This window comes from Roseivirga sp. AWQ4_251, assembly GCF_056158225.1.
Genome location: NZ_JBSWSW010000001.1, coordinates 865,249 through 877,433 on the forward strand (window position 1 = coordinate 865,249; position 12,185 = coordinate 877,433).

At 39.1% G+C, this 12,185-nt stretch carries 15 protein-coding genes; 5 read left to right on the top strand and 10 right to left on the bottom strand.

All coding sequences use genetic code 11. The annotated features are described in order from the left end of the window. Nucleotides 1-107 precede the first annotated feature (107 nt). A complete protein-coding gene (locus ACXACJ_RS03985) occupies nt 108-326 on the top strand; it encodes a PspC domain-containing protein (protein WP_475132979.1) in 219 nt (72 codons plus the stop codon). Here the strand turns inward: ACXACJ_RS03985 and ACXACJ_RS03990 are convergent. The 4 genes from ACXACJ_RS03990 to hisS all read right to left on the bottom strand — a co-directional run bounded on the left by ACXACJ_RS03990 (nt 323) and on the right by hisS (nt 4,892). Further along, nucleotides 323-1,330 carry a glycosyltransferase family 2 protein gene (locus tag ACXACJ_RS03990; protein ID WP_475132980.1) on the bottom strand — a complete coding sequence of 336 codons (1,008 nt, stop codon included), beginning with the start codon at nt 1,328-1,330 and terminating at the stop codon, nt 323-325. The two genes, ACXACJ_RS03985 and ACXACJ_RS03990, sit on opposite strands and share 4 nt — an antisense overlap. Continuing rightward, nucleotides 1,330-1,662 carry a YbaB/EbfC family nucleoid-associated protein gene (locus tag ACXACJ_RS03995; RefSeq protein WP_475132981.1) on the bottom strand — a complete coding sequence of 111 codons (333 nt, stop codon included), beginning with the start codon at nt 1,660-1,662 and terminating at the stop codon, nt 1,330-1,332. Before ACXACJ_RS03995 ends, ACXACJ_RS03990 begins: the two co-directional genes overlap by 1 nt. Before the next feature lie 23 nt (nt 1,663-1,685). Further along, nucleotides 1,686-3,404 (bottom strand): T9SS type B sorting domain-containing protein, encoded by a 1,719-nt coding sequence (locus ACXACJ_RS04000; RefSeq protein ID WP_475132982.1) that lies wholly within the window; start codon nt 3,402-3,404, stop codon nt 1,686-1,688. Nucleotides 3,405-3,518: 114 nt separating this feature from the next. Next, nucleotides 3,519-4,892 carry a histidine--tRNA ligase gene (gene hisS / locus ACXACJ_RS04005; protein ID WP_475132983.1) on the bottom strand — a complete coding sequence of 458 codons (1,374 nt, stop codon included), beginning with the start codon at nt 4,890-4,892 and terminating at the stop codon, nt 3,519-3,521. A 215-nt stretch (nt 4,893-5,107) separates the two neighbouring features. On the opposite strand from hisS, the gene ACXACJ_RS04010 reads away from it, so the two are divergent. Further along, nucleotides 5,108-5,317 carry a hypothetical protein gene (locus ACXACJ_RS04010; RefSeq protein WP_475132984.1) on the top strand — a complete coding sequence of 70 codons (210 nt, stop codon included), beginning with the start codon at nt 5,108-5,110 and terminating at the stop codon, nt 5,315-5,317. Nucleotides 5,318-5,474: 157 nt separating this feature from the next. Further along, the gene (locus ACXACJ_RS04015; protein WP_475132985.1) at nt 5,475-6,923 is read left to right on the top strand and encodes a hypothetical protein; all 1,449 of its coding nucleotides are present in this window, start codon (nt 5,475-5,477) and stop codon (nt 6,921-6,923) included. 2 nt (nt 6,924-6,925) lie between these two features. Here ACXACJ_RS04015 and ACXACJ_RS04020 read toward each other — a convergent pair whose 3' ends face one another. Next, nucleotides 6,926-7,855 (bottom strand): LysR substrate-binding domain-containing protein, encoded by a 930-nt coding sequence (locus ACXACJ_RS04020; RefSeq protein ID WP_475132986.1) that lies wholly within the window; start codon nt 7,853-7,855, stop codon nt 6,926-6,928. 95 nt (nt 7,856-7,950) lie between these two features. On the opposite strand from ACXACJ_RS04020, the gene ACXACJ_RS04025 reads away from it, so the two are divergent. Next, complete coding sequence (locus ACXACJ_RS04025) at nt 7,951-8,400, top strand: Dps family protein (protein ID WP_475132987.1); 450 nt, start codon at nt 7,951-7,953, stop codon at nt 8,398-8,400. A gap of 1 nt (nt 8,401) precedes the next feature. Next, on the top strand, nt 8,402-8,794 hold the full coding sequence (locus ACXACJ_RS04030; protein WP_475132988.1) for an acyl-CoA thioesterase: 393 nt from the start codon (nt 8,402-8,404) through the stop codon (nt 8,792-8,794). A gap of 34 nt (nt 8,795-8,828) precedes the next feature. On the opposite strand, the gene ACXACJ_RS04035 is transcribed toward ACXACJ_RS04030, so the two are convergent. The 5 genes from ACXACJ_RS04035 to ACXACJ_RS04055 all read right to left on the bottom strand — a co-directional run bounded on the left by ACXACJ_RS04035 (nt 8,829) and on the right by ACXACJ_RS04055 (nt 11,993). Then, the gene (locus ACXACJ_RS04035) at nt 8,829-9,236 is read right to left on the bottom strand and encodes a DUF1801 domain-containing protein (RefSeq protein WP_475132989.1); all 408 of its coding nucleotides are present in this window, start codon (nt 9,234-9,236) and stop codon (nt 8,829-8,831) included. A gap of 31 nt (nt 9,237-9,267) precedes the next feature. Then, nucleotides 9,268-9,738 carry a MarR family winged helix-turn-helix transcriptional regulator gene (locus tag ACXACJ_RS04040; protein ID WP_475132990.1) on the bottom strand — a complete coding sequence of 157 codons (471 nt, stop codon included), beginning with the start codon at nt 9,736-9,738 and terminating at the stop codon, nt 9,268-9,270. 179 nt (nt 9,739-9,917) lie between these two features. Beyond that, nucleotides 9,918-10,472, bottom strand: coding sequence for a carboxymuconolactone decarboxylase family protein (locus ACXACJ_RS04045; RefSeq protein WP_475132991.1), 555 nt, complete (start codon nt 10,470-10,472; stop codon nt 9,918-9,920). Between the two features lie 162 nt (nt 10,473-10,634). Further along, nucleotides 10,635-11,471, bottom strand: a complete 837-nt coding sequence (locus ACXACJ_RS04050) for an SDR family oxidoreductase (protein WP_475132992.1) — start codon at nt 11,469-11,471, stop codon at nt 10,635-10,637. Between the two features lie 18 nt (nt 11,472-11,489). Beyond that, entirely contained in the window at nt 11,490-11,993 is a 504-nt protein-coding gene (locus ACXACJ_RS04055; protein WP_475132993.1) for an anthrone oxygenase family protein, read from the bottom strand. Between the last annotated feature and the right edge of the window lie 192 nt (nt 11,994-12,185).

Here is a 12,185-nt window from a genome sequence, read left to right on the forward strand (position 1 = left end):
GAACAGTATAGCCTTAATTTTAGGCATGCAAGTTTAACAAAATTTTAATAGATTCCGATTTTCGTCAATAATAAATTGTTTCTTAAATTTGAGGTAATATTAGGAAAATGGAAAGGATTCAAAGGTTTTTCGAAAGTCAAGCGTTTGGGGTTTGTACTAAATTGGGAGAGAAATTGAACCTCTCAACTTCGTCCATTCGCTTATCATTTATCTATGCCTCATTCATCACTTTTGGCTCTCCCTTAATTATCTATTTGGCGCTTGCCTATATTATTAATATAAGGCAACATTTAAGAAGGCGACAGAACCCTGTTTGGTATAATTAGTTTGGGATTTTACTAAACACTTTTCGGCCGCGAATAAAATATTGCCAGATCATTAACCCTTTATATCGCGGATTGTTTGCCTGTTCGCGTTGTGTATTGTTTCTTTTTTTGATGTGGGTGGTTAGCGCGAAGGTTGAATCCCAATGTGCGCGTAAAATCGCTATACCGTGAGGTACACCACTTAAAAATGTGAATTGAAAGAAAGCTACCCAGTCTAAGAGCAATCGGATTGGTAATTTCCAGATCAAAGCTGAAGACCTTTCGTTTTTGATAAGAATGCTAATTCCATTGCGGAAGTTGAGATAGGTCTTTCTTGGACTTGATTTGTCCAACGTTCCGCCACCAACATGGAAAACTGTGCTTTGCGGACATACCTTGACTTTGTAACCTAAGTTCCAAAATCGCCAGCAAAGGTCAATCTCTTCCATATGGGCGAAAAAATCTTCATCTAAACCACCCGCATCAATATAAGCCGACCGCCTTACAAAAAGAGAAGCGCCTGAGGCCCAAAAAACGTCTACCGTGTCTTGGTATTGGTTGGTGTCTTTTTCGATGGTATGAAAAACACGTCCTCTACAGAACGGGTAACCCATTACATCTAAATAACCACCACAAGCGCCAGCGTATTCAAAATGAGTTTTCCTTTTCTGATCAAGGATTTTAGGTTGAACCGCTGCTATCGATTCGTCTGATTCTAACAGGGAAAGAATGGGTGAAATCCAGTTGTCTGTAACTTCCACATCGGTATTGAGCAAAACCACGAATTCCGAAGTAATCTGCTTCATGGCTTTGTTGTAGCCACCGCAAAATCCGTAGTTCTCTTTAAATTCTATGAGAGCAACCGAAGGGAAGTTATTTCTTACAAATTCAACTGAATCATCTGTAGAACCATTGTCGATTACTACAACATCATGCTCTTGGCTGAATTTGACAACTGATGGTAAAAAATCTGCAAGATGTGCCTTGCCGTTAAAATTAAGTAAGGCAACTGTGAGTTTCGACATTAGAACATGTTACCCAAGTCCATACCTGGAATGTTTGGCATTATGCCTTCAGTACTTTTTCTGATTTCTTCTTTAGCGCTTATTTCAGCTTTTTCAAGCGCATTATTAATGGCAGCAACAGTTAAATCTTGTACAGTTTCCTTATCGGCAATGGTCATTAAGCTTTCATCTATATCAATAGAAATCACCTGCTTTTTGCCATTTACGGTTGCCTTAACCATTCCAGCGCCAGCTTCGCCAACTTCTTGTATATACTCTAGTTTGTCTTGGGCTTCTTTCATTTTGGCTTGCATCTCCTTCACCTTGCCCATCATCTTCATCATATCAAACATAAGTGCATAATTTTGCTGTAAAGCTATCGAATTAAAACAAAAGTTCCCGACTGTTCTATTATGGTATTTGCGCCATCTTTATATCTAAGTCGGTAAACGTAGTTGCCTATATTGGCGGGTTTTCCATTGTAATTGCCGTCCCAACCTAAACTTGAGGAGGTAGAAACAAACAACAAAACTCCCCATCTGTTGAAGATTCTCATTTCGAAATCGAAGAAAACGCCATCTACAATTTTGAAGTAATCATTTTCTCCATCTCCATTAGGCGTAAATGCATTTGGGACTAAAACTGTGCTGCTGGAAATTTCAAAACACTGGGGGTCGCTCATTTTCGATTCATTTCCGCAGGCGTCTGTATAGGTTATCGCGTAGCATATTTTCAGAACACCGGTTTTTAAATTGGTGTCATTGAAATTATTGCTGCTGCTTGTGCCGGCCAATTGAAAACTTCCGTTAGCATCTTTTTTATAAATAGAATAGAAAGATGCGTCAATTGGAGCTTCATCAAATTGGAGTTCGAAAACGGCATTGTTTAATTCTCCACTTATGTTTTGAATGGCAACTGGCGTTAAAGTTCCGTCAAGGTCTACAGCTATGGGGGCGCTTTTTGAAATGGCATTTCCGAATTTTGCTGAGAAGGCATAAACTTGGGCGTCTTCACAACTTGCCAAAGCTCTTATAGTTGTTCCTGTTTCAGTATCGAAGGATTCTTGCAAAGTTCCGTTCTCAACAAAATTCACCTGAGTTAAATTGTCCGAATCCGTTTTAAAGTTGAATTCAAGTTCTATTACGGCTCCTATATATTGGGCCGTGTAATCAACAGCTAAAGTATAAACTGTGGGTGAAGCCGGTATGTCAATTTCATCACAGCGATCGCGTGTTTTTATGTAAATTCCGTAAACGGTGTTGTTGAAGTCAAGTGCGGCATCGGAGATTGTGATTTGATTAGGGTTGGTATCGGCATCAATGCCTAGGTCTAAATGAGTGCTTCCGTCTTGAGATCGAATAGTCAATTGATGATTGAGGCGCGAATCGAGTTCTGCATAATCAATTTGAACAGAGTTGAAATCTATTACTTCAACAGAAATAACTTCAGGCTGTTCTCCGGCATCAAGTGTGGTGAAGTTTTTTGAGGTTTCAGAGCAGTTAATTGAACTGCCAGCCACCGTTCCTAGCACTGAAATATCGTAATTCCCAGAACTGGCGTAATCGTATTCAATTGTATTGCTTCCGCTTTTGGTTAACGTGCTCGTGTTTCCATCTCCAAAATCAACTTGATATGCATCATATTCATCTTGATCGAAATCTATGGTAACGAATACTTTATTATTAGCGCAGGATTCCAACTCAAAAACCGGTTGGATGGGGTCAACCACTGTGATTTTTACATAACTCACTTTATCGCCATCTGCTGCATTTCCATTGAGTTGAACCAAGTAATAAGTGCCAGGAGAAGAGTAGGTGAAAGAATTGTCGCTTGTGTAGGACCCCGTTGTGCAGCTAAAAGGGTCAGCTTGGTAATTAGAGCTGCAGGTTGATGGATCTAGTGTGTTGTCGAAATTATATTGTATAGAACCGCTGCCGGTTAAGATGTTTTGGGGACTGACTGTAAAGGGAGCACAACCTGTAACGCTTTCTACTTCAAAATTTCCATTAGGTGTACTGGCCGTTTGAGCAAAGGCTATATTCTGAAAGCAAAAACAAAGAAAAGCGGCCAAATAAAAAATAGTGGCCGAATTCATAGGTTTTAGTATTGTTTTTAACCGAACGCTCAATTCAATCATGGAAAATCTGCTCCTTGATTAACGGTACTTTGTCTCTAAACTTATTTGGCAAAGTACAGATTGTTCTTCTTTTCAAAGTCCATTTTCAAGAAAATCGATCAACTCTAACAATGTTTTCTTGTGTTGATCGCCTTCGGCCATGTCTTTTAAGGTGTAAATTTCAGTGCTAACTTCTTCGGTGCCCACCATAACCACAAACGGAATGTTCTTTTTATTGGCATAGCCCAGCTGCTTCTTCATTTTAGCTGCTTCGGGGTAAACCTCACAATTGATGCCGCTGTTTCGGAGTGCAGTAGCAAGTTTCAAAGCATGATTCAAGCAATCATCGTCAAAGTTGGTAATCATCACTTTTGTGCCTTCCAATTGGTTGGCAGGGAAAAGGTTCAGCTCATCAAGCACATCGTAAATTCTATCGACACCAAATGAAATTCCAACACCAGAAAGGCCATTTAGACCGAAAACTCCAGTTAGGTTGTCGTAGCGACCGCCCGCGGTAATGGTTCCCATTTTTACAGAAGTAGGTTTTACCTCGTAAATAATGCCAGTGTAATAGGAGAGGCCTCTTGCTAAGGTTAAATCGAAAATGGTTTTGTCGGTTGGGGCTTTCATGCTTTCCATGTAACCCAGAGTTTTTTCTACTTCCGCTAGACCTTTTAAGCCTATCTCCGAATTTGCAAAAACGTTCTTAAGGGTTTCGATTTTAGCTTTGTTGTCTTCGTCAATAGCTAAAATTGCAGTTAGCTTATCCAAGCCTTCTTGAGAAATGCCTAATTCTAGCATTTCGGCAAGCATCTTCTCCAAACCGATTTTATCAAGTTTGTCTAGAATTACACAGAAAGCGCTGAATTTATCGGCAGCACCAATTACATCGGCCAAACCTTCCAGAACTTTGCGGCTACTGATCGAAACTTTATAATCATTAAACTGAAGTTTGGCAAAAACCTCATTGACCATGGCCATCAATTCAGCTTCGCAAACAAGGCTATCAGTGCCAATCACATCAGCATCGCACTGATAAAATTCACGGTATCTGCCTTTTTGTGGTCTGTCGGCTCTCCAAACGGGCTGAATTTGGTAACGCTTGAAGGGTAAAGTGATTTCATGTTGATTCATGACCACGTACCGAGCAAAAGGTACGGTGAGATCGTACTTCAATCCTTTTTCTGCTATTTTCTTGGTCAGTTCTTTGGCTCCGGCCTGATAATCTTCTTCTGAAGTTTTAGAAAGAAAATCCCCTGAATTCAAAATTCTGAAAAGCAGTTGGTCGCCTTCATCACCGTACTTTCCGGTTAAGGTACTGAGGTTTTCCATCGCAGGAGTTTCTAATGGCATAAAGCCGTATTTTTTGAAAACACCTTTAATGGTGTCCAAAAGATAGTTTCTGCGAGTCATTTGTTCGGGACCGAAATCGCGAACACCTTTAGGTAATGAAGGTTTTTGGGCCATGTTAATTCTTTGAGAAGCAAAACTACTAAACACTGCATTAATCTGATTGTTATTCGTTCAGATTTCACCAAGGCAGATTTATTTTCAGTTCAATACTTCCGTTTGAGAAGTGTAGACCGAATTTAATTTTCATTATTCTGAAAAATAATTGAAGAAGGGTTTATTAATTCTATGTAAAAGCATATCTTTGCACCTCATTTCGAACAAGTACTGTCATGGGAGTAACCAGATTAAAGAGAAAAGCGAGAAGAAATAAGCAAAGATCTGCTGATAGAGTAAATAAAATCAAGCAATTGAGTGCCGTTCCGGTAATTGCTAATGTTGATAAAGAAGAATTGAAAGCTTCTTTTGAAACTCCTGCTAAAGAAGAAAAGCCTAAAGCGAAAAAAGAGGCTAAAGCAGAAACTCCAGCTGAAGAGAACTAATTTATTTAGGCTTTCGGATTTCCGTAGCTTTAAAAATATTGATAAGGAGATTGTCTTATGACGATCTCCTTTTTTTATGCCCTAATTTTTTCTTTGTAGCGGTAGAAATTAGAAAGAATTGAAAAATGGCTATTTTCGAAGATCAACCCGCTATAAAATGATTAATCAAGACCGTCCGAATTCAAAAGATGAAAATAAACTCAGGCGATGGGTAGCCAATTTACAATTGGAAAGCTGGCAGCTTGAGTTACTCATCACGGGTTTTTCCATTTTCTTATTGGCTACAGGTATTGATGAATACAACGATATCAACCGACAGATTCAGGAAAACCAACTGAATCCAGGTGCAAATGGTATCAATCCATTACTTGGTGTTTCAATAAATTTCATTCTGGATACCATTCCTATCGGAATGAAGTTTTTCTTGATCAACCTCTTGATTCACCTTTTATTAAGAGGCTTCTGGATTGGGATTGTTGGGTTGAGTTCCGTTTCTAGCAAAATTGATTACGATAAACTTAAGTTCAGAGGCAGTTTTAGAACCTTTATTCCCAAGAAAGTTCGCAGCCTGGACGAACTTATTGTTTATCTGGATAAGATTTCCAGTGTGATTTTCGCTTACACCTTCCTGCTTGTGTTCTCTATTATTAGTGTGGTGATTGTGTTGGCTATAGGCATGAGCTTGTTCAGTGTAGTGGTTGTCATCGGAATGAATGTAGAAATGGATGCCTTTATGGGTACCCTGAACTTATTGGTGATCGTTCTGGTGTTGGCTTATTTTGTGCTGGCCTTTATCTTCTTTTTGGATACGCTTTTATTCAGCGCATTTAAAAGATCGAAGTGGTTTACGATTTTATATTATCCCGTTTATAGGTTCTTCTCAGTTATTTCTCTGTCGGTTCTTTATCGATCTATTTATTATCACCTCATCACAAACTACCCGAAAAAGCAGATTGTTGCTGTCTCTTCAGTATTGTTGGTAGTGCTGTTTGTTACCTTAAGGGCTAATGCCTTAGATGTAAATGTGTTTTACCCTGAGCGAACCAAATTGACGGAATCATTTATGGTAGACGAATTTTATGATGACCTCAGAAATTCAGATCAATACATCAACAGCTTGAGTATTCCTTCTAAGTACGTGAAAAATGGATTCCTAGAATTGTTTCTTCGCTACAACCCAAAAGACAATGCCTTATTAGAATGGATTTGCCCAGATTCCTATAAAATCAGTCCTAATGAAGGGATTTTCAGAGGAATGCAAGCGGGTATTGAATCGCAAATGGATACCACGCTAAATATTGAAGATTTAATTGTGGACCAAGATTATGAAGGTAGGGTAGTGGCTTCTTTGAAATGCCAAACCGCGATGTTCAATGTTTATATTGATGGAGTTCTTTATTCCGAATTGGAATATGCTTTCAAGAATCACCCTTCCAATAGCGAAAAGGGTTATATAACCGTAATTGATGTTGATTCCATTGGCAGAGGAAAGCACATTTTAGAAGTGCATAAACTCACAGCTTCCGGTAGCTCCCGAGTTGTAGGGATTAAGGAAAAGGATATTAGCATGAGACCGTTAGCGAAGCTGAATTTCTGGGTAGAATAAGCCTAACGCCATTTCACTTTTACAAAGTGTTTTCCTTTTTGAAAATTGCTAGGAATGGTAGCTAAAATGGCTTCTCTGAGCTTTTCTATCAAAGTTTCCTTCGTAAAACTCTTATGAACCACTAAACTGATTTCTCTGCTGGGTTCAGGTTTTTGAAAGCGTTTGATTTTAGGGTTTTTCAGTTCATCAATAACAGAAAGCTCGGGCACTAAAGTGTATCCCATGTTAGAGCGAACCATGTTTTTCAATGTTTCTATAGAACCACTTTCGTAAGAAAAGCCAAGAGATTCGTTCTCCTTTTTCTTCTCACAAATATTAAGAACCTGATTTCTAAAGCAGTGACCTTGATTCAATAGCCATAAGCCATTCATCGGAAGCTTATCTGGCGTAAGGTCCTTTTTGCTGTAGAGTAAATGATTTTCAGAAGTATAAACCAAAAAAGGTTCGTTATACAAAGGGATTTCGCGGATAGAATTCTCTTCCAAAGGCGTTGCTAAAATCCCAATGTCTACAAAATCATGTTTAAGAGCGTGAATAATATCTTCCGATTCCATTTCTCGAATTTGAAGATGTGTATTTGGATACTTCTCCGAAAAACTCTTCAGAAAACGAGGCATTAAGTAAGGTGCAATTGTTGGGATTACAGCCACACGGAAATTCCCTGTGATGGTATCTTTTTCACTGTTCACAAGTTCCTTCAACTGCTGTGCTTCACGCAAAATTTGTCGGGCTTTGGCAATGATTTTTACGCCCGTTGGAGTAGGTTCAATGGGGTGTCGCGACCGATCAAAAATGAGTGTTCCCATTTCATCTTCTAGCTTCTTAACTTGCAGGGTAAGAGTGGGTTGAGTTACAAAACAGTGGGTGGCTGCCGTTACAAAATGCCTGTGGGTATCTAAAGCTACAATATACTCTAATTGCTGAAGGGTCATGATATAGTTAAGTTCTATACAAATATAGAAAGTATAAATTTGTTTAATGAACCCTGATAGGTGAGTTTTGGTTCTCCTTACAAACAAAAACAATCATGGCACAGAAAACAGAAAAAGTAGTTGAATCACTAAATCAATTATTGATTAACTATCAGGTACATTATCAAAATTTGAGATTATTTCACTGGAATGTGAAAGGCCCTTTCTTCTTTATTCTGCACGATAAATTCGAAGAATTATATAGAGAGGCAGCAGAGAAAATCGATGAAATTGCCGAGAGAATTTTGGCCTTGGAAGGAACGCCTAAGGGTTCTTTAAAGAACATTTTGAAGCATGCTGAAGTAGAATCATATGATGAGATTATTGACGCTGAAAACATGGTGAATGCCATTGTTACCGCCAATAAAGCTTTGATTTCTAATTTAGAGAGCTTGCTAGCTGCTGCTAATGAGGCAGAAGATGAAGGTACTTTGGATATTTTTACCAGCTACATTCAAGAATTGCAAAAGCAAAATTGGATGATGAAATCATTCTTAAAGTCATAATATGAATTTTCATACTAGAAAATGGGTGAAGCCAGAAGATCTAAATCCGAATGGAACATTGTTTGGAGGAAGGCTTTTGGAATGGATCGATGAAGAGGCCGCTCTTTACACTGTGGTGCAGTTGGACAACCGCAGAATCGTAACCAAATTCATTTCGGAAATCAATTTTATCAATGCGCCACAGCAAGGAGATATTATAGAAATTGGGATTGAAGCTGTCGCTTTTGGAAATACTTCGATTACACTTAGATGCGAAGTGAGGAACAAACTGACCCGAGAAGATATTCTCAGTATTGATAAGATTACGATGGTGAATTTGGGCGAAGATGGAAAGCCAGCGCCACACGGCAAAACGCAAATCGAGTTCGTAAGAGTTCGACTGACAAAAAATTAAACGACTAATAGAAAGAGAGCTTCGGCTCTCTTTTTTATTGTGCTTCTTGAGCTACTGCGTTTAACCAGGCCGTTACAATCTTTTGAAGGTCAGGTTTATGTGTTTGAATTTCTTCAGCAGTTTTAAAAGTTAAAATAGCTCTATCGTTTGCTGGCCATTCTAGAAGTGAAGAGCTTGAATGAATATACTTTTCAGAGGAATTCAGTTTTTTGGGTTTAGCACCTCGGTGGAAGATTAGCCTAAACATATTTTTGTTCTTGCCCGCCAAATTGAAGGTAATTCTATCGTCACCAGCAAAGCAAAAACTAGGAGCGTTCCATTTTACTTGCTCTGAAACGCCTTCGTTCGATGCTAAAATCAGCTTTCTGATTTCTAGGATTTCGGTTTTTAAAGGATGATCTAGCTTTTCTAGAAATCCGATTACTTCAGGGTTTTCGCTCATTGAAAAAATGATTAGAAATTGAATATAGGTATTAAACCAACTTGTTTCCGGAGTGAAAACGCATTTTGTTGAGCAGTGAATTCAAGGTTTCCGCTTCCTGTTCGGTGAGGTTGGCCATTACATTGTCCAACTGATAAATTTTATTGTCGATTTCTGTCAGGAGTTCTTTTCCTTTTTCATCAATAAAGGCTTGAATTAAGCGGCCATCGTTATGGCAAGGCCTCTTCCAAACCAAACCTTTATCGCAAAGTCTGTCTATAAGACGAGAAGTATCGGAGTTGCTCATAATCATTCTTTCGCGAAGCTGTTTTGTGCTGATAGGTTCAGGAAATTGACCGCGCAAAATGCGTAGAGCATTAAATTGTTGTTGCGTAATGCCGAATGGCTTGAGAAAATCAGCAATATGATCGGCAAGCCAATAAGAGGTATAGAGCAAGTTCACCCTAAGCCTATGTTTTTGGCTTTGAAAACTTCCTTTTTCCAGTTGCTCTTCAATTTTCATATGCGTGCTGAATGCTCAATGTATAAAGGTAGTGTTTTGCTTCAAATGCAGGAAGTGCAAAAGAGGCTGTCTCAAAAGAGTATCACATGTCATGCTGAACATATCCCAAATTATGGGTTCAGAACTGCATTTATGCCCTTTCGAAACAGCCTTATTAGAAAACCATTTTTGAGAAGCGATTAAGCTTCTACAGTTTCAGCTAGAGGTTTGGCAGCAGGAAAATCTACAGGAATTTGAGTGAGATTGTGTAAGAAGTTTGAGTAGATTTTATCAGCAACAAGCGAAATTAAATCTACCAAAGCCGCATTATCAAAACCTTGGGCGAAGAAAGCTTCTACGTTTTCTTCTGAAGCTCTACCTCGGTTTTCGGTAATGTCTTTTGCCAATTTCACAATGGCGTTTAATCTTTCATTTTCGCTTTTTCCTTGTCTTAGGTCAATGGTTTGGTCTTCAGTAAAACCGTTCATTTTACCCAAAGTGGTGTGTGCAGCCAAGCAATAAGCACAGCCATTCACTTCAGAAACTGCTAAGAAAATGGCTTCTCTTTCCTTCGCATTGAAACTGCCTTTTGCTTGAGCACCTTGAAAAGCAAGGTATGAGCTCAAAGCGTTTTGTGAATAGCCAATGGTAGCGTAAAGGTTTGGAACCATTCCGATTTGTTTTTTCAAGTTGTCGAAAATAGCTTGAGTTTCTGGTGCTACTTGTTCTCTGGTTGGTACTTCAAATGTTCTCATTGTTAAAATTTTTAAGTTTTGAATTGTTGTTTTCTTGTTTCAATGGTTAAACTGAAGTTGTAACATTGAAGTTCAAACATTGAAATGAATTTAGTCAGTCATCTGACTTTTGTGTGTATGCTTTTAATTAAAGTTTAAAGTGGAGGAAAATAGAATGGGAGGTTAATTGCCCAATTTGGGTGTCCAAACGTCTGTTTGGGCAGTTTCTCTTACGTATTCTGAAAAATCCTTTGCCTTTCTACCAAGTACTTTTTCAATGTCGTTAGTGATTAAATTATTGCCTTCAGCAGTGAGCACAGATGAAAATAGATAGCTGATAAGCCAAATAAAATCCGAAGGAACACCGAATTCTTCCAACATCTTAGTGTAGCCGCTTAGAGAGATAGAAGTGAATTCTATATTTCTATCTGTGGCTGTGGCAATTTCCTCAACAACTTCTTTGAAGGTTAAGGCTCTTGGGCCAGTCAGTTCATAAATCTTTTCATCGTGCGAATTTTGAGTTAAGGTGGCGACTACCACATCTGCAATATCGTCCGTGTCAACATAAGGAACTTTCGCATTGGCTTGTGGTAGGGCAACATGGCCTGCAACAATAGGATCGAGAAAGAAGCTTTCACTGAAATTCTGATTGAACCAGCTAGCTCTTACAATAGTGTATTTCAACTCGGAATGAATCACTACTTGTTCGCAAAGCTCGGCTTCTTTTTCCCCTTTTCCTGAAAGCAAAACCAACTTTTCCACTCCGCTCGATTTGGCTTGTTTAACCAGAGCCTCAATGGCTTCTAAAGCGCCTGGCACAGCCAAATCTGGTTGAAAAGTGATGTAAACTTTTTGAATGCCTTCCATCGCTGCAGGCCACGTATCCTGATTTTGCCAGTCGAAAGGCGGGTTGGCACTTCGCGAGCCTACGCGCACGTTTTCACCTTTTTCTTTTAGTTTTTGTACTACTTTTCGGCCGGTTTTGCCCGTGCCACCGATTACTAGAATGTTGTTTTCCATTTTATATATGAGTTTGAATTAATGAACAGATTTGGAATAGGTATAAAGTGTCAACACTGATAGGCTGAAGGAAACAATACTGAACAATGTTCTGATGTTGTGAAATCTGTTCCACTTCACTTCGTAGTATTGCCGAAATACTGACAATTCCGATGAAGAAAGCTCTTTCAGATTGAGCACTTCAAGTGCATTATTGAGCGGTACGTTTCCCAAAGCGGTCACTAAAAAGGTTCCGATAAGGTATGAGAGCGTTGCTGAGATTGTAAAACCGAACGGAACGCCTGTTGAGTAAAGTTGAAAACTACTCACGGTCAACAGCAGTAAGCTTCCTATAAATGAAGCAAAGAACACAGGGTTCAGAATAGTTGTATTAATGGATTGCATGGTTTCCAGATATGTGATGTCTGAAACTCTTTTGGTTCCAGGTATCACTGAGCAGGCCCAAGCATAGAACAAACCAGCCGAGAGCCCAGTGAGCAATACGGCTCCCATAAGTGTGATTGATTTTGTAGAGAATTCCATTTGAGTGGCTTTAGATATTTTTCAGTGAAAAGAAGGCAGGCTTTAAGATCTGAGAAGCCAAATCGCATAACCCATGTTGTTGAATTGGAGCGAGCAGAGAGTTGAGCATCGTAAGTACATTTCTGGTTTGCACAACAACTCTTTGGCATGTGCCAACGATATGTTGGCAACTCCATGAAAACCGGATTCTTC

Excerpts from the sequence above, each read along its gene's own strand:
- ACXACJ_RS04015 (WP_475132985.1), top strand. The coding sequence starts at position 5,475 with ATGATTAATCAAGACCGTCCGAATTCAAAAGATGAAAATAAACTCAGG.
- ACXACJ_RS03995 (WP_475132981.1), bottom strand. The coding sequence starts at position 1,662 with ATGTTTGATATGATGAAGATGATGGGCAAGGTGAAGGAGATGCAAGCC.
- ACXACJ_RS04030 (WP_475132988.1), top strand. The coding sequence starts at position 8,402 with ATGAATTTTCATACTAGAAAATGGGTGAAGCCAGAAGATCTAAATCCG.
- ACXACJ_RS04025 (WP_475132987.1), top strand. The coding sequence starts at position 7,951 with ATGGCACAGAAAACAGAAAAAGTAGTTGAATCACTAAATCAATTATTG.
- ACXACJ_RS04055 (WP_475132993.1), bottom strand. The coding sequence starts at position 11,993 with ATGGAATTCTCTACAAAATCAATCACACTTATGGGAGCCGTATTGCTC.
- ACXACJ_RS04045 (WP_475132991.1), bottom strand. The coding sequence starts at position 10,472 with ATGAGAACATTTGAAGTACCAACCAGAGAACAAGTAGCACCAGAAACT.
- ACXACJ_RS03990 (WP_475132980.1), bottom strand. The coding sequence starts at position 1,330 with ATGTCGAAACTCACAGTTGCCTTACTTAATTTTAACGGCAAGGCACAT.
- ACXACJ_RS04020 (WP_475132986.1), bottom strand. The coding sequence starts at position 7,855 with ATGACCCTTCAGCAATTAGAGTATATTGTAGCTTTAGATACCCACAGG.
- ACXACJ_RS04010 (WP_475132984.1), top strand. The coding sequence starts at position 5,108 with ATGGGAGTAACCAGATTAAAGAGAAAAGCGAGAAGAAATAAGCAAAGA.
- ACXACJ_RS04035 (WP_475132989.1), bottom strand. The coding sequence starts at position 9,236 with ATGAGCGAAAACCCTGAAGTAATCGGATTTCTAGAAAAGCTAGATCAT.
- ACXACJ_RS04040 (WP_475132990.1), bottom strand. The coding sequence starts at position 9,738 with ATGAAAATTGAAGAGCAACTGGAAAAAGGAAGTTTTCAAAGCCAAAAA.
- ACXACJ_RS03985 (WP_475132979.1), top strand. The coding sequence starts at position 108 with ATGGAAAGGATTCAAAGGTTTTTCGAAAGTCAAGCGTTTGGGGTTTGT.
- ACXACJ_RS04050 (WP_475132992.1), bottom strand. The coding sequence starts at position 11,471 with ATGGAAAACAACATTCTAGTAATCGGTGGCACGGGCAAAACCGGCCGA.
- hisS (WP_475132983.1), bottom strand. The coding sequence starts at position 4,892 with ATGGCCCAAAAACCTTCATTACCTAAAGGTGTTCGCGATTTCGGTCCC.
- ACXACJ_RS04000 (WP_475132982.1), bottom strand. The coding sequence starts at position 3,404 with ATGAATTCGGCCACTATTTTTTATTTGGCCGCTTTTCTTTGTTTTTGC.